This window comes from Flavobacterium alkalisoli, assembly GCF_008000935.1.
Classification (GTDB): domain Bacteria; phylum Bacteroidota; class Bacteroidia; order Flavobacteriales; family Flavobacteriaceae; genus Flavobacterium; species Flavobacterium alkalisoli.
This window is the reverse complement of the sequence record NZ_CP042831.1, coordinates 506889-521366: the sequence shown is the minus strand read 5'-3', so window position 1 is coordinate 521366 and position 14478 is coordinate 506889. Positions and strand designations below refer to the sequence as shown.

Here is a 14478-nt window from a genome sequence, read left to right as displayed (position 1 = left end):
AAATAGCGGAATTTTGGGCAAAATAATTTAAAAATATGCAGTCAAAAAACTTAAAATGGTATCTTTTAATAGTGTTAGCCTGTATTTGGGGCAGTTCTTTTATATTGATGAAGAGAGGTCTGGAAGGGCTTACGGCTTTCCAGATGGGTTCGCTGCGTATTATATTCTGTGCACTTTTCCTGTTAATAGTAGGTTTTAAAAGTCTTAAAACCATTCCGTTAGGTAAGTGGAAGTACATAGCTGCAACAGCATTAACAGGTACTTTTTTGCCTGTATACCTGTTTTCTATAGCACAAACGGAAATAAACAGTTCGGTTAGTGCCATCTTAAATTCTTTGGTGCCGCTTAATACGCTTGTTATCGGGGCGCTTGTGTTTGGGCTTCAGTTCCAGAGGAGGCAGTATTTTGGGGTGGTTATAGGTTTAATAGGAAGTATACTTTTAGTGTATAATGGTGCTGCAGACAATCCTGGACAAAACTATTATTTTGCTTTGTTTGTGGTGTTGGCTACCATTTGCTATGCTACAAACGTAAACCTGATAAAAAAATACCTTTCAGATCTTACTCCGCTAAGTATAACAGTAGGTAATTTTGTTGTAATGCTTGTGCCTGCCCTTATTATCCTATTTTGTTCAGGGTTTAGTGGTGTAATGATAAAGCCCGAGGCTCAAACCGCAATGATGTATATAGCCATACTGGGTATATTAGGTACCGGTATAGCAAATATTGTTTTCTTCAGGCTTATACAAATGTCGTCTCCTGTATTTGCATCTTCGGTTACTTATTTAATACCTATAGTAGCCTGTATTTGGGGCTTGTTGGATAATGAATCGCTTAGCTTAGCTCAGGGATTCGGAGCTTTGGTAATTTTAATAGGGGTTTATTTCTCTGCAAGGAAATAACAAATAAAACACATAAAAAAGGCTGCCAATCGGCAGCCTTTTTAGTATATAAAATCTTTAATGATTATTGGAAATCAGCATCGCTAACACCTTCGTTGATTTTAGCCTCAGAAACTGTTAACTCAATATCGATACCTACATTCATTGTAAGTTTGTAAGGAATCTTAACACCTTTTACATCTTTATAATCGCTGTAGTATGTAGTTTGTGTCATTTTCTGACCCATTTGCTCCATTTCTTTAGCTTCAGCAATTTTTAAACCTGTTTTTGTGTCAAAGTATAAAGTTGTATCGTCGTTTTTAACAGCATATGCATCAGTACCGTTAATAGTTTCGATACCTGTTAGGGTAACATTAGCATTGTTTACAAGGTTAAGCTCATCAAAAGGAACTGCACCTTTTCTCATTTCCTCCAGTTTTTCACCTTCAACAGCCATTTTCTGGCCTTGTTGTACCATGTAACCTTCTTTGTTGTTAACTACCTGTTTCATCATGCTCATGCCCATAGCAGTCATTTCTACAAACATTTTGTGGTCTGCAGTAGTTTTTACAGTAAGCTCAAGCGGAGTACCCTGTACTACACCGGAAGCTTTAGTGTAAAGTGTTTTTACACCTTTAACAGCTTTCTCACCACCAATAGCGTTAATGTAACCTTCTAAAACTGTTTTAGCTGTTACACCTGCTGGAACTGGTTTGTTAAGAACCGGTTTTTGTGTAGGGTTACCATACTTATCAAAATAGTTGATAGGAAGGTTTCTACTTTCAAGGCCCGGTAATACGTCTGCAGCTTTACCTACAATTACGATTCTTGCATTATCAGCCTTAAAGAATTTTTGAGCTGCATTTCTGATATCTTCAGGAGTTACTGCATTAATGTTCTTAATATAGTTCTCATAGAAATCGTCAGGAAGGTTTTGTGTTTCTGTTCTTAAAGCGTAGCTGGCAACAGTAGATGGTTTTTCAATCTGCATTACAAAGTTACCAATGTATTTAGCCTTAGCATTTTTAAGATCTTCTTCACTAACAAGGTCAGTTCTTATTCTCTTCATTTCGTTAAGAATCTCAACGATAGAGCTGTCAGTTACTGTGTTTCTTACAGAAGCTGTAGCACGGAAAGAAGATACACGTTTGTTAGCACCAAGTGAAGAGTATGAACCGTAAGTCCATCCGTGAGCCTCACGAAGGTTAAGGAATAGACGGCCTTCTCCACCACCACCAAGGATTTGGTTAGCAAGGATAGCAGCAAAGTATTCTTTGTCTGTCATCTTAAGATTAGAAACGTTTACAACTGAAATTTCAGACTGTACTGCGTTTGGCATATCAACAAAGTCGATTTGCGTGTACTGTACATCTTTAGGGTCAGTGTAAGTAATGTTTGGAGCTGTCCCAGCTGTCCAGTTTTCAAATAACTTCTTAACCTGTTTTTTAACGTCTTTTACTTTAACGTCACCAACAATTACAAGGTAGGCGTTACCCGGAACAAAGTATGTGTTGTAGTTTTCTACAACATCGTTTAATGTAACGTTGTTTAATGTTTCTTCGCTAACATACTCACCTGCAGGGTGGTTTTTACCGTAGATTAAAAGATCTGTAACTCTTGACGATACTGCAGAAACGCTTTTCTCGTCAGACTTAAGTCCTTCAATCATTTTAGCTTTTTGCTTATCAAACTCTTCCTGAGTAAATACAGGGTTAAGAGCACCGTCTGCCATTAACTCAAGAATTCTGTTAGAGTATTTAGAAAGTCCGCTTCCGGCAGCACCGCTGGCCCAGAAGTTAATGTTAGCACCTAAAAAGTCAATCTCTTCGTTAAATGCTTCTTTAGACATTTTTTTAGTACCGCTACCTATTACAGCACTTAGTAGGTCTGAAACACCTTTTTTGCTTCCTTCAGCATATGGAGCGTTGTCCATAGTAAGAGTGTAAGATACTCTGGGTAGTTTGTGGTTTTCCACAACTAGTACAGTTAAACCGTTTTTAAGTTTAAATGTTTCCGGCTTACCTACGTTTACAGTAGGCGACGGGCCCGCCTGGGGCATTGGTCTGTCTTGTGCCTGCATGGTAACTGTTAAAAACAAGCTGGCTAATATATATATTACTTTTTTCATGATGTTTTGTATGCTTAGTTTTGTGCTTTGTCTTTAGCTGGTACGTAATCAAGAATTAATCTTTGGTTAGGGTTTAGGTATTTTTTAGCCACATCCCTAATTTCTTCCCTTGTAATGCTTTGGTAAATACCGTTTTCAGTATTTATAAGGTTAACATCACCATAAAGCAGGTAGTAAGTAGCAAGGTTTTCTGCAACACCTTCAACGCTTGCATTGCTGTTTACATACTGGCTTTCAAACTGGTTTTTAAGCTTTTGCATTTCTTTTTCAGAAATAAGTTCAGTTTGTAGTTTTACGATTTCTTTATCAGCTTCAGCGATAAGTTCTTCCGATGTGTGGCCCTGCATTGGGATACCATATATAATATATGCACCGTAATCTTCCTGACTGTAGTTGAAAGCACCCATTTGAAGTGCCATTTTCTCCTCGTCTACAATTCTCTTGTACATTCTTGAACTTTTACCACCGCTAAGGATAGCAGAGATCATATCAAGTACTCTTGCTTCTCTTGTTTTCATAGAAGGAGTTCTGTATGCAGCAATTGCCATTGGCAGCTGGATATTAGGATCTTCGTATGTAGCGTGGATAGTTTTTGTGATAGGAGCTTCCTCAAAGTGCTGACGTGTAATAGGTGTACTTTTAGGTATAGGACTAAAGTATTTGTTTACCCACTCTTTAGTTTGAGCGATATCTAAATCACCGGCAATTACTAATACAGCATTGTTAGGGATATAGAATTTTTTGTTGAAAGCCTGGAACTCCTCTAGGGTAGCTGCATCCAGGTGGTCCATAGAACCGATAGTGGCCCAACGGTACGGGTGTACTGTGAAAAGGTTTCTTTTAACCTCTGCAAGAAGGTTACCATAAGGCTGGTTGTCTACACGTAGCCTTTTTTCCTCTTTTACTACTTCATTTTGAGTATCAACACCAATTTGGTTAATAACCGGGTGCATTAACCTTTCAGATTCCATCCAAATGGCAAGCTCAAGGTTGTTAGAAGGGAATACCTCATAGTAGTAAGTTCTGTCGTCAGAAGTATTGGCGTTATTGTTACCACCGTTTGCAGTAACTATTTTAAACCACTCTCCACGTGCAATATTTTCTGTACCTTCAAATAAAAGGTGCTCAAAGAAATGTGCAAATCCTGTTCTCTCAGGGTTCTCATCTTTAGAACCTACGTGATACATAACCGATGTAACGATAACAGGAGCCGATTTGTCCTGATGTAATATTACATGCAGACCATTATCCAGATCGTATTCCTCAAATGCTACTTTTTGGGCTGAAGCTACTCCGCCAAGCATCAGAAGTGAACCCAAAGCCATTAAAGATTTTTTCATAAAAATTAATAATTATTTTGATTTTGATAATTGGTACGCAATTTCGGTATTTTGTTACAATAAATTTTTATTTTTTTTCATTATTGATAATTAAGGGGTTAGCAGAGCGTATTTTTTACCATAACATGTTGTGTGATAAATATTAAGTCGTATATTTGCAAACTCAAAAAATTAATTAAACCATATTGTTATGTACGCAATCGTAGAGATAGCAGGGCAGCAATTTAAAGTTAGCAAAGACCAAAAGGTTTATGTTCACCGTCTTGAAGGTAAAGAAGGAGATGCAATTTCATTTGCAAAAGTTCTTTTACTTGATGACAACGGAACAGTAACCCTTGGCGCCCCGGCTATAGAAGGTGCTTCAGTTGAAGCCAAAGTGTTACAACACTTAAAAGGAGACAAAGTAATCGTTTTCAAAAAGAAAAGAAGAAAAGGTTACAAAGTGAAAAACGGTCACCGTCAATCTTTAACTCAAATTGTAATTTCTGGAATTACAGCTGGAGGTACTAAGAAGAAAGCGACTAAAAAAGCGGAAGCTACAGAAGAATAATTAACAATTAAAACCAAAACATCATGGCTCACAAGAAAGGTGTCGGTAGTTCGAAGAATGGTAGAGAATCAGAATCGAAACGTTTAGGCGTTAAGATATTTGGTGGCCAAGCTGCTATTGCTGGTAACATTATCGTAAGACAGAGAGGTTCTAAACACAACCCGGGTGAAAACGTTTACATGGGTAAAGATCATACTTTACATGCAAAAGTTGCTGGTGTTGTTAAGTTCCAAAAGAAAGCTAACAACAAATCTTTTGTTTCGATAGTTCCATTTGAAGCTTAAGAATTTGAAACAATACAAAAACCCACTCAATTGAGTGGGTTTTCTGTTTTTATACCATTTGGTTAATTAGTTTGTCCCATTTTCTGGCAATCATTAACTCATCTGCAAGCTGCATAGAAACATCAGCACTATAGAACTCTAAAAGTATGGCAGGTTCACTTTTAGTTTGAGGGAACAATGCCAGTTCCAGCTTTTCTATGCGCTCTGCCTTGTCCATACCGTCCAGCGGTAATACATTGCAGGCTCTTATTTCCTCAAGATCTACTTTTTTAATGTAATGCTCCTTATGGTTTCCTTTAAGGAAAAATAAAGTCTTATTGTCTTTATCTATACCTATTGCGGCATTAAGCCATATATCATGATAGCCTATTTTACACGACTCGTTTTCGGCAAAATCATAAAGTGCTTTTAGCGTTAGCTTATCTTTTTTCTTTCTGTTGTTACTTACTATTACTATTGGTATAATGCATACTAATACAAGGATGCCTCCTATTATTGTTGTTCCTAATTCCATTTTAAATTGTGTTTAATATATACATGTAGTTTGTGGCCTGGCAATAATTATTGCAAGCCTCCAGAATGTGCTAATACTATAGCATTTAAACGGAAAGGAATTTACCAGAAGTAATGAAAGGGGTAGATGATATCCGTTGTGTTGAAACGGATAAAGAAATTACCTGATTTAAGTATGTACTGTGCAAAAGTACTTGGTATAAAGCAGTCAATACCATACTCGTGAGTAATGCCGTAAACCGGATTACTGATTTTATTAGCGGCGGTTTCGGTAAACTTAGATTCGGAAACAGTATGAAGCGACGATTTGTACTCGCTTTTAATAAGATAAACCTCTTTAGACGATTTTAACGTGTTAGGTTTAAAATCAGGCATGTAGCAGCCAGTCACACCCGCGGCAAGCAGGTATAAGGCGGCAATTAATGCTAAACTGATTTTTTTAACCGTTTCTTTCACGGTGCAAAGATATTTTAAATTTGTGTAACCGACTATTATTTAGTGTTTTAAAATTTTAAGGAAGTCTTCGCGGTAAATTTCGCGTGCACCTAGAGTGGCTAAGTGGTCGTTGTAAACCTGACAGTCCAATAGGCGGTAGCCTGCAATTTCCAGCTGTTTTACCAGGGCTATAAAAGCTATCTTGCTGGCATTTGAAGCTTTAGAGAACATGCTTTCCCCGCAAAATATATGTCCCAGGTCTACACCATATAATCCCCCTACCAATTCATTATCCTGCCAAACTTCAACCGACTTTGCCTTGCCCAAATCATTAAGCCTGCAATAGGCCTCAATCATATCAGGTGTAATCCATGTTCCCGGCTGTCCGTCACGTTTAATGTTTCGGCAATTGGTTATCACTTCCCTAAAAGCGGTATTAAAGGTCACTTTAAAAATCCCGCGGTTAATAATGTTTCTCATACTTTTGGAAACCTTCAATTCGTTGGGAAAAAGTACCATTCTCTCAGGAGGAGACCACCATAAAATAGGCTCGTCGTCTTCAAACCACGGGAATATGCCGTTATGATAGGCAAGCATAAGCCTTTCGGGAGACAGGTCGCCGCCAATAGCCACAATGCCTTCGGGAGAGGCCTGTACAGCAGGAGGGAAGTATAAATCTCGGGAAAGGAAATACATATATTAATGCACTTATTATGAATGTTCAAATTTAAGCATTTGAACGGAGAGGTAAAAGCATTAAAGCTATGACTTAATAATATGTATACCTAAGCACTTAATAATGGAGCCGGTTCCTTTTCAAGTTGTTTTATAAAGTAGGATGGCTTAATGCCCGTTTGAGAAAAGAAAGCATCTGAAAAACTGCGCGGATTACTAAAGCCAAGTTCTTCTGCCAGTGCTTTTATGGTATAACGACGGTGAACCGAGCTGTTTTTTAACAGGGTTACGGCATGGTTTACCCTTAACTCATTTAAATAGGAATTAAAGTTTTTCCCTTTGTAATGATTAATAACCTTTGAAAGGTAAGAGGTATTGGTATTCAGGTCTTCTGCAAGAGCCGACTGGTTAATTCCTGCATTAAGAAACCCTTCCCTGTTTTCAAAGGCTTCGAGTCCGTTAAGTATTTTTACTATAATATCCTGATTGATGTCTAAATCATCTGTAGCTTCTTCAGTAACCTCAACAACTTCCTCTGGTTTAGTCTCTTTATTCTCTGTTTTAGCTATCAGTTCCTCATACTTGAGCTTGTAAACCTTTTGCTTTTTGTAGTTTCTGATAAGGAGTAAGCTTATTACCAGAATGACCAAACCACCAAAGCAATATACCGTATAGCTTATTATGGTATTTCGTTTAAGTGTTTTTTCAAGATTGTCTTTTGAAGCTATAAGGGCTGCGGTATCATACTCCTTGTAGATCGTAGATACCAGGTCTTTATAGTTTTTTTCCAGAATCTTATCGGCTTCGAGTAGTCGGTTGGTATATAAAAGCTGATTTTCAAGGTCTCCTTTTTCTTTGTAATAATTAATAAAGATCTCATAGGTTTCCCTTAAATCCAGGTTGGCATAATCATGCTCCTGTAAAATTGAATCTACTTTTTGCAGATAGGCAATGCCTTTTTCGTCGTTGTTGAGCTTTAAATAATCTTTGCCTAAATAAAAGTAATTGACTGCTACATTTACAAAATCTTCATTCCTGATTATTTCGGGTAACGAGGCTGAAAGAAGTTTAATAGATTTTTGGTAATTGTTTTTTTGGTATTGATTGATTCCTTCAGACTGAATAAAGTATGTATGTATCAGGCTGAGATCTTCCTCCTCGCTTTCCTTTATGCCTAATTCATTTATCTGAGAGCATACATCGTAGTTTTTTAATCTGAAATTACTGCGGCCCATAGAGCAAAGGGAGTGTAAATAACCTAACCTGTTATTATATCCTTCTTGCTGGCCATAAAAATTTTTACATTCTGTAAATAAATCCAAAGCTTCCTGATGATGGCCTAGGTATGATTTCATATTAGCAATACCGTATTTGATTTTGTATTGCGTATAAATGTCATTTTTTTCGGTAATATACTTATCTGCAATTAAATAACTACTTAATGATTTGTTGTAGTTTTTAAACCTGAAATATATAATAGCCTTATCAATATAAGATTTACCAATTAACACATCATCATTAAGTGATTGTGCAATTGTAAGTATGCTGTCAGAATATTTAAGTGCTTCTTCTTCGGGAAACTCTTTTAGAGTTTTTCGATATCCTACTATCAGGCGGTCTTTATTATTTTCTCTTTTGGCTTTTTCTATATAAGTGTTTAAGTAAACAAACAATTTAATGCTGTCATTTTTATATCTGTCAATTTCAGTAATAAGTTCCTCATAGGTCTTATTGGAAATCGAATCAGGTATCTGAAAACTTTTTTGGGCAGTTGAACAAAAACTTACAAGAAAAAAAAACAGGGTTAAGTAAGGCGTTTTCATTTTTTATCTGCCGTTTATTCTTTAAACAAAGGTTTTTATAGCTGGGAAAGGATTTAAAATTGATGCAATTTGAGCAAAAATACAATTTTAAAGAAGAAAAAGTGTTAAAAATTATTCTTTGATTATCAGTTGTTTATATGATTTTGCACTGCGGATTTATAAATCTGCACAACAACCTTTTGCCTACTTTTTTTACCTCACATAGTTTTGCCCTGTATCGATAGAGTAAAAAGTTTACTGCCCGGGTGAGTAAACAAAGAAAACAAATCTTAAAAACGTGATTAAATGAAAAGATTTTCTTTGTTTATGGTGGTTATAACAACGTTCTTAACATCATGTAGCACAGACGACACTTTAGTAAGTGAAAATTCGAGTAAAACATTCAGACAAAAAACTGAAAGTAATTATAATGAAATTGCCTCTTTGGCATTCAATGAAATTACAGACGAGTACATTTTGAGGTATGGCACTTCAGAAAAACCTGTTGAAAGCATAACAGAGTATATACTTGAGATTGCAAAATCAAACGGAACATTTATGGTTTTGCAAGGCAGTGAAAGTATTAATTGTAATTCGGGAGAAATAAATGATATTGTAAACTACTCGAGACTTTATGTGGAGGATTTACCATTAAGTGGAGAGGCATTAAACAATATTATTACCCTGTTTGATAAGCTTGATCAAAGAGTTGAAGAACCTAAAAGGCTTATAGGAGATTTTTCGGTAGCGGTGACTGAAAATCCAAATATAAGTGAGGCTGAAAAAAATATAATGCTGATGGCATCAAACCTGGCATTAGACAATAACGAAAAAGGAATAGGAGACGGACACGATGACGATTGGGGTACGTCTAGAAGTGTAATGGCAGCGAGTGTTTCCGGCGGAATGGAAAGCCCTGCAAAGGCAGTAATGAATGCTGTTGTGGTGACAGCACTTACTAATTAGTTTTAGTTTTGGAGAACAATAATCACCACGTTTTTAAGAACCCCTGTCGCCACACCGATACACCTGCGGCAGGGGATTAAAACGGGGTAATAAAAATCGGTTATGTTCATAATAATGTTTTTAAGTTTCCTTACCTCACACCTTGTAACCTTAGGGTCGGGGACTTAAAAACTACTTATTGGGTTGTTTCAAAAGGAGAAGTGTCTTTTTTTGAACAAAAAGCCCCGAACATTGTTCGGGGCTTTCATTTTTTATTCTGTTTTTATTAGAAAGGAAGATCGTCGTGGTCTTCTTCTTTGTAATTTGTTGCCGGCTCAAAAGAGTCATAAGAGTTTGGCATAGGCTGTTGCGGCATTTGTTGTGAAGGCGCAGCAGGCTGTAGCTTTTCTATTCTCCATGCCTGGATAGAGTTAAAGTATTTGGTTTCTCCCTGAGGGTTTACCCACTCTCTTCCTCTAAGATTAATGGAAATCCTTACAGGTTCGCCTACCGTATAGCTGTTAACCAGGTCACATTTATCCTGAGTAAATTCAACCAGTATGTGTTGCGGGTACTGCTCATCTGTTGTAACTACCACTTCTCTTTTTCTAAATCCGTTGCTTCCAAAAGATTTAGTTTCATCAATCATCTTAATTCTTCCTGTAACTTCCATAATACTGTTTTGTTATTGTTGTTTTCAACCGGCAGTGCCGGGCAATTATCATTATTTTCTTGTTGCAAGCAGTACTTTCCATGCGGTAAGTACCTCATTATTGTCAAGGTGTTCCTTGGCTTTCAGGTATTTTTTTGTTTCATCGTCGGCACTTAAAACAGCTTTCGTTTCAAATGAGCCTTCTACAAAGGTATCAATTTCTTCTTCAGTAGGCAAAGTCTCAACGTTACCAAGTTTGCCCAGGTCATTACCGTCAAAAACAGAGCTTTCTTTCACAAAATCAGGAATGGCATCTACACCTATTCCAAGAGTTGTAAGTGGTTTTTCTACTTCAAAAAGACCTGCATTGGCACGGCTGTACCAGTTTCCGCCCATACGTGAAACAAGGTCAATCTTGTTTTGGTCTACCGCTCCGTTCTCATCAAGTATGTTTTCATCAACGTGCAGTTTTACCACTTCACATATAATAAGGTTTCCGGCACCACCTCCGTCACCTAAAGAGATAATATCTTTTACCCTGCACTCAAACTGAACAGGTGATTCCTTAACACGGAAAGGCTTAACAATATCTGACGGAAGCATGGTTAACCCCGATTTGGTAAACTCATTTACTCCCTCGCCATACTCAGTGCTTGATAACGATGCCTGCTGAACTATAGCATAGTTAACCACGTTAATAACAACCTCCCTGTTAAGCTCTGCATTAATAAGCGTATGCTTTATAGTATTGTCCCTTACCCTGCGTGAAGGTGAGAAAACCAGTATTGGCGGGTTAGCGCTAAATACATTAAAAAAACTGAACGGAGACAGGTTTGGGGTTCCGTCTTTGTCTATTGTGCTGGCAAAAGCTATGGGTCTTGGGCCTATGGCTCCCTGTAAATAACCCTGTAGCTTTGCTGTAGGTATTTCTTTTGGATCTATACTAAGCATTGCGAAAAATTGTATTTATGCAAAGATAAATTTTCCTGCGTACTTAACCCAGTTTGCCAAACCCGATTTAATAACAAAATAATAAACGTAGTTTTTGGTCGTTATCAAAACCCACACTTATGCCATATTTACTATCTTTAAGCCACAAATAGTTGTATATGCAGTTTTCTAATAACAGAAGCTTTACCAGAGGGTTTATTATTCTGGCCTCTTTCCTTATAGTTGTACTTATTGTATGGAATACCTATTATCTTTTTCAGGTTTTTAAGGATGAGGAAAGAAATAAAGTGGAGCTGTGGGCAATGGGAACAAAGGCTATTAACGATCCCGGTTTGCAGGATACAGGCCTTGAACTAACGCTGCGTGTTATAAGGAGTAATAATACTATTCCTGTATTTAAAACCGATAAGCTTGATAATATTCTTGATAACAATAATATATCTCCTGATATATTAAAAGATTCCGTTAAGCTTCACAATTACTTTGAAGATATTAAAAAGCAAAATGAGCCGATAAAAATCATGATATCGGATAGCGAATATCAGTATATATATTACGGTAATTCACCTTTGCTAGATCAGCTTAAATATTATCCGGTGGCACTAATACTTATTATAGTATTGTTTGGGGCTTTGGTATTTAACTTTTACAGGGCTACAAAAATTGCCACCCAAAATAAGCTTTGGGCAGGTATGGCTAAAGAGACAGCCCACCAAATTGGTACGCCACTTTCTTCGTTATTAGGGTGGATTGAGATCATGAAAGTTGATAATGTGGATGAAACTACTGTAACTGAGGTAGAGAAAGATGTAAACCGGCTGCAGACTATTGCCGATCGTTTTTCTAAAATAGGCTCTGAACCGGTATTAGAACCGGTTGATATAGTAGCTGAAACTGAAAAGTCTTTCGAGTATTTAAGGTCACGCACTTCAAATCAGGTGGAGTTTTTGTACAATGGGCCTGATTACCCTATACCCGTTATGCTTAACAAAGAGCTGCACAGCTGGACAGTGGAAAATTTGGTTAAAAATGCGGTAGATGCCATGAAAGGTAAAGGTTCGTTGAAGCTTATTATTCAGGATATAGACGGCATTGTAAAGATACAGGTTACCGATACAGGTAAGGGTATCCCTAAAAATCAGTATAAAAAGGTATTTGAGCCCGGTTTTACCACAAAAAAGAGAGGGTGGGGTCTGGGACTATCATTAACTAAACGTATTGTGGAAGAATACCACAAGGGACGAATCAAAGTAAAACACTCCGAGGTTGGTGTAGGTACTACCATGCAGGCGAGTTACCATAAAGCATAAAAAAAAGGCACTTTAAAGTGCCTTTTTTATTTTATAGGTTAGCGTTTATATCTTTTGCTAACGCTTCAAATTCTTCTTTTTCAAGTTTAACCTTGTTTATAAAGCGCATTTCATCCATTTCATTAAGCGGAATAAGGTGGACGTGTACATGAGGCACTTCAAGGCCTACTACGGCAACTCCCACGCGTTTGCACGGTACAGTTTTTTCAAGTGCTTTAGCCACTTTTCTCGAAAACTTCATAAGTTCAAGATAGTGGTCTTCCTCCATGTCAAAAATTTTGTTTATTTCCTGTTTTGGTATGCAAAGCGTATGCCCTTTAGCATTTGGGTTTACATCCAGAAAAGCCAGGAATTTGTCGTTTTCGGCTACTTTGTATGCCGGGATTTCGCCATTTACAATTTTAGTGAATATGGAAGCCATAGTAACTGGTTTTACAGGTTAGTCTCTTGTAATTTCAAGGATTTCAAAATTAAGTGTCCCGTTAGGTACTTTAATTTCTGCAATTTCTCCCACTGATTTTCCTAAAAGGCCTTTACCTATAGGTGATGTAACCGATATTTTTCCTGTTTTAAGGTCGGCTTCACTTTCTGCTACCAGTGTATATTTCATTTCCATGCCGTTAGCCTGGTTCTTAATTTTTACTGTAGAAAGTACAAGTGCTTTAGACAGGTCAAGTTGTGACTCGTCTATAAGGCGTGCATTAGCAAGGAGCTCTTCCATTTTGGCAATCTTCATTTCAAGAAGTCCCTGTGCCTCTTTTGCTGCATCATATTCTGCATTTTCAGATAAGTCTCCTTTATCGCGTGCTTCGGCAATAGCCTGAGAAGCTCTTGGTCTTTCTATGGCTTTAAGATGATCAAGCTCATCTCTTAACTTTTTTAGTCCTTCTGCTGTGTAGTAAGATACTGTACTCATAACTTCATCGTTTATATAAATAGAAAAAATCCCATCAGGACGGGATTTCTTTATCGCAAAGATACTGTTTTTTTTATTACGTCAATTTTTAAATTCGCGCTATAGTGTTTGTCAAAGTTAAATAAATTAAATTTGTTTCATAATTATACAGTAAAAATTTATCAAAATGAGAAAATATTTGTTACTGCTGTTTGCAGTTGTCTTTTTATCATCATGTAGTAACGACGATTATAATAATAGCAACAAGTACCTGCCTAATTATGGTTTTTCTATAAACATAGACATGAATCTTCCTCTATACACACCTTTAATATACACTGGTAACCCTGTATATATAGGTCAGGCCGGTATAGGTATAAGAGGGATTATTGTTATGAATACCGGAGCGGGATATGCGGCCTATGAGGCGAGCTGTCCTAATCAGGAATTGAGTTCGTGTTCTACTCTGGATCTTAACGGTATTAATGCCGTTTGCCCATGTGATGATGTGGAGTACAGTCTTTTTACCGGACTTGCCAATAATGCAGATGTGCAATACCCTTTAAAACCTTACAGGGTAGAAATAATAAGCGAGAATGTTATTAAGGTTTATAATTAATGCCTGTAATTAAAATAGAAACTTATATTAATGCTCCTATAGAAGTGGTGTTTGATCTTTCCCGGAGTATTGATCTGCATAAAATTTCTACGGCACATACCTTTGAAGAAGTTATAGCCGGAAAAACATCCGGACTCATAGAAATGGATGAGACGGTGACCTGGAGAGCAAAGCATTTTGGGGTCTTTCAGGAGCTGACATCAAAAATAACATCTTTAGCGAGGCCTTATCAGTTTACAGATGAAATGGCAAGCGGTGCTTTTAAAAGCTTTAGGCACGACCATTTGTTTGAAGAAAGAGATGGTGTTGTAATTGTTACTGATGTTTTTGATTACAAGAGTCCGTTTGGTGTACTGGGCAGGTTTGCAGATTTCCTTTTTCTTAAGTCTTATATGAAAAGACTGCTTGAAAAGCGAAATGAGATACTAAGAGAATTTGCGGAAGACGATATTAAGTATAAAAAAATCCTGCCCTTTTAAAGGGCAGGATTTTTAGCAT

The 14478-nt window shown here is 37.1% G+C and carries 17 protein-coding genes; 7 read left to right on the top strand and 10 right to left on the bottom strand.

Annotated elements, in window-relative coordinates; translation table 11 throughout:
• Positions 1–35 precede the first annotated feature (35 nt).
• Complete coding sequence (locus FUA48_RS02105; protein WP_147581897.1) at positions 36–902, top strand: DMT family transporter; 867 nt, start codon at positions 36–38, stop codon at positions 900–902.
• Positions 903–966: 64 nt separating this feature from the next.
• Here the strand turns inward: FUA48_RS02105 and FUA48_RS02100 are convergent, their stop codons facing one another.
• Complete coding sequence (locus tag FUA48_RS02100) at positions 967–3009, bottom strand: insulinase family protein (protein WP_147581896.1); 2043 nt, start codon at positions 3007–3009, stop codon at positions 967–969.
• A 14-nt stretch (positions 3010–3023) separates the two neighbouring features.
• Positions 3024–4349, bottom strand: a complete 1326-nt coding sequence (locus FUA48_RS02095; RefSeq protein WP_147581895.1) for a M16 family metallopeptidase — start codon at positions 4347–4349, stop codon at positions 3024–3026.
• A gap of 190 nt (positions 4350–4539) precedes the next feature.
• Here FUA48_RS02095 and rplU point away from each other — a divergent pair, with 190 nt between their 5' ends.
• Together rplU and rpmA are read left to right on the top strand one after the other, a co-directional pair.
• Positions 4540–4899: a 50S ribosomal protein L21 gene (gene rplU / locus FUA48_RS02090; protein ID WP_035135157.1), complete on the top strand. Its 360-nt coding sequence runs from the start codon at positions 4540–4542 to the stop codon at positions 4897–4899.
• A 23-nt stretch (positions 4900–4922) separates the two neighbouring features.
• Positions 4923–5183: a 50S ribosomal protein L27 gene (gene rpmA / locus FUA48_RS02085; protein ID WP_129752131.1), complete on the top strand. Its 261-nt coding sequence runs from the start codon at positions 4923–4925 to the stop codon at positions 5181–5183.
• 49 nt (positions 5184–5232) lie between these two features.
• Here the strand turns inward: rpmA and FUA48_RS02080 are convergent, their stop codons facing one another.
• From FUA48_RS02080 to FUA48_RS02065, 4 genes are all read right to left on the bottom strand, one after another.
• Positions 5233–5697 (bottom strand): hypothetical protein, encoded by a 465-nt coding sequence (locus FUA48_RS02080; protein WP_147581894.1) that lies wholly within the window; start codon positions 5695–5697, stop codon positions 5233–5235.
• A gap of 101 nt (positions 5698–5798) precedes the next feature.
• Complete coding sequence (locus FUA48_RS02075; RefSeq protein WP_147581893.1) at positions 5799–6152, bottom strand: hypothetical protein; 354 nt, start codon at positions 6150–6152, stop codon at positions 5799–5801.
• Between the two features lie 39 nt (positions 6153–6191).
• The gene (aat, locus tag FUA48_RS02070; RefSeq protein WP_147581892.1) at positions 6192–6827 is read right to left on the bottom strand and encodes a leucyl/phenylalanyl-tRNA--protein transferase; all 636 of its coding nucleotides are present in this window, start codon (positions 6825–6827) and stop codon (positions 6192–6194) included.
• A gap of 89 nt (positions 6828–6916) precedes the next feature.
• Positions 6917–8629, bottom strand: a complete 1713-nt coding sequence (locus FUA48_RS02065) for a helix-turn-helix domain-containing protein (protein ID WP_147581891.1) — start codon at positions 8627–8629, stop codon at positions 6917–6919.
• Between the two features lie 285 nt (positions 8630–8914).
• Here FUA48_RS02065 and FUA48_RS02060 point away from each other — a divergent pair, with 285 nt between their 5' ends.
• Complete coding sequence (locus tag FUA48_RS02060; RefSeq protein WP_147581890.1) at positions 8915–9574, top strand: hypothetical protein; 660 nt, start codon at positions 8915–8917, stop codon at positions 9572–9574.
• A gap of 265 nt (positions 9575–9839) precedes the next feature.
• Here the strand turns inward: FUA48_RS02060 and FUA48_RS02055 are convergent, their stop codons facing one another.
• Both FUA48_RS02055 and FUA48_RS02050 read right to left on the bottom strand, forming a co-directional pair.
• On the bottom strand, positions 9840–10226 hold the full coding sequence (locus FUA48_RS02055; protein WP_129752125.1) for a DUF3127 domain-containing protein: 387 nt from the start codon (positions 10224–10226) through the stop codon (positions 9840–9842).
• Positions 10227–10277: 51 nt separating this feature from the next.
• Positions 10278–11156: a flavin reductase family protein gene (locus FUA48_RS02050; protein WP_147581889.1), complete on the bottom strand. Its 879-nt coding sequence runs from the start codon at positions 11154–11156 to the stop codon at positions 10278–10280.
• A 158-nt stretch (positions 11157–11314) separates the two neighbouring features.
• On the opposite strand from FUA48_RS02050, the gene FUA48_RS02045 reads away from it, so the two are divergent.
• Entirely contained in the window at positions 11315–12466 is a 1152-nt protein-coding gene (locus FUA48_RS02045; RefSeq protein WP_147581888.1) for a sensor histidine kinase, read from the top strand.
• A gap of 31 nt (positions 12467–12497) precedes the next feature.
• Here the strand turns inward: FUA48_RS02045 and FUA48_RS02040 are convergent, their stop codons facing one another.
• Both FUA48_RS02040 and greA read right to left on the bottom strand, forming a co-directional pair.
• A complete protein-coding gene (locus tag FUA48_RS02040) occupies positions 12498–12887 on the bottom strand; it encodes an HIT family protein (RefSeq protein WP_147581887.1) in 390 nt (129 codons plus the stop codon).
• Between the two features lie 18 nt (positions 12888–12905).
• Positions 12906–13382 carry a transcription elongation factor GreA gene (greA, locus tag FUA48_RS02035; RefSeq protein WP_129752121.1) on the bottom strand — a complete coding sequence of 159 codons (477 nt, stop codon included), beginning with the start codon at positions 13380–13382 and terminating at the stop codon, positions 12906–12908.
• 166 nt (positions 13383–13548) lie between these two features.
• On the opposite strand from greA, the gene FUA48_RS02030 reads away from it, so the two are divergent.
• Both FUA48_RS02030 and FUA48_RS02025 read left to right on the top strand, forming a co-directional pair.
• Positions 13549–13980, top strand: coding sequence for a Rieske (2Fe-2S) protein (locus tag FUA48_RS02030; RefSeq protein WP_147581886.1), 432 nt, complete (start codon positions 13549–13551; stop codon positions 13978–13980).
• Positions 13980–14459 carry an SRPBCC family protein gene (locus FUA48_RS02025; protein WP_147581885.1) on the top strand — a complete coding sequence of 160 codons (480 nt, stop codon included), beginning with the start codon at positions 13980–13982 and terminating at the stop codon, positions 14457–14459. Before FUA48_RS02030 ends, FUA48_RS02025 begins: the two co-directional genes overlap by 1 nt.
• The last annotated feature ends 19 nt before the right edge of the window (positions 14460–14478 follow it).

Coding starts and splice junctions, on each gene's coding strand:
- FUA48_RS02100 (WP_147581896.1), bottom strand. CDS start 3,009: ATGAAAAAAGTAATATATATATTAGCCAGCTTGTTTTTAACAGTTACC.
- FUA48_RS02050 (WP_147581889.1), bottom strand. CDS start 11,156: ATGCTTAGTATAGATCCAAAAGAAATACCTACAGCAAAGCTACAGGGT.
- FUA48_RS02030 (WP_147581886.1), top strand. CDS start 13,549: ATGAGAAAATATTTGTTACTGCTGTTTGCAGTTGTCTTTTTATCATCA.
- FUA48_RS02040 (WP_147581887.1), bottom strand. CDS start 12,887: ATGGCTTCCATATTCACTAAAATTGTAAATGGCGAAATCCCGGCATAC.
- FUA48_RS02105 (WP_147581897.1), top strand. CDS start 36: ATGCAGTCAAAAAACTTAAAATGGTATCTTTTAATAGTGTTAGCCTGT.
- FUA48_RS02045 (WP_147581888.1), top strand. CDS start 11,315: ATGCAGTTTTCTAATAACAGAAGCTTTACCAGAGGGTTTATTATTCTG.
- FUA48_RS02080 (WP_147581894.1), bottom strand. CDS start 5,697: ATGGAATTAGGAACAACAATAATAGGAGGCATCCTTGTATTAGTATGC.
- rplU (WP_035135157.1), top strand. CDS start 4,540: ATGTACGCAATCGTAGAGATAGCAGGGCAGCAATTTAAAGTTAGCAAA.
- FUA48_RS02055 (WP_129752125.1), bottom strand. CDS start 10,226: ATGGAAGTTACAGGAAGAATTAAGATGATTGATGAAACTAAATCTTTT.
- FUA48_RS02060 (WP_147581890.1), top strand. CDS start 8,915: ATGAAAAGATTTTCTTTGTTTATGGTGGTTATAACAACGTTCTTAACA.
- FUA48_RS02065 (WP_147581891.1), bottom strand. CDS start 8,629: ATGAAAACGCCTTACTTAACCCTGTTTTTTTTTCTTGTAAGTTTTTGT.
- FUA48_RS02095 (WP_147581895.1), bottom strand. CDS start 4,349: ATGAAAAAATCTTTAATGGCTTTGGGTTCACTTCTGATGCTTGGCGGA.
- rpmA (WP_129752131.1), top strand. CDS start 4,923: ATGGCTCACAAGAAAGGTGTCGGTAGTTCGAAGAATGGTAGAGAATCA.
- greA (WP_129752121.1), bottom strand. CDS start 13,382: ATGAGTACAGTATCTTACTACACAGCAGAAGGACTAAAAAAGTTAAGA.
- aat (WP_147581892.1), bottom strand. CDS start 6,827: ATGTATTTCCTTTCCCGAGATTTATACTTCCCTCCTGCTGTACAGGCC.
- FUA48_RS02025 (WP_147581885.1), top strand. CDS start 13,980: ATGCCTGTAATTAAAATAGAAACTTATATTAATGCTCCTATAGAAGTG.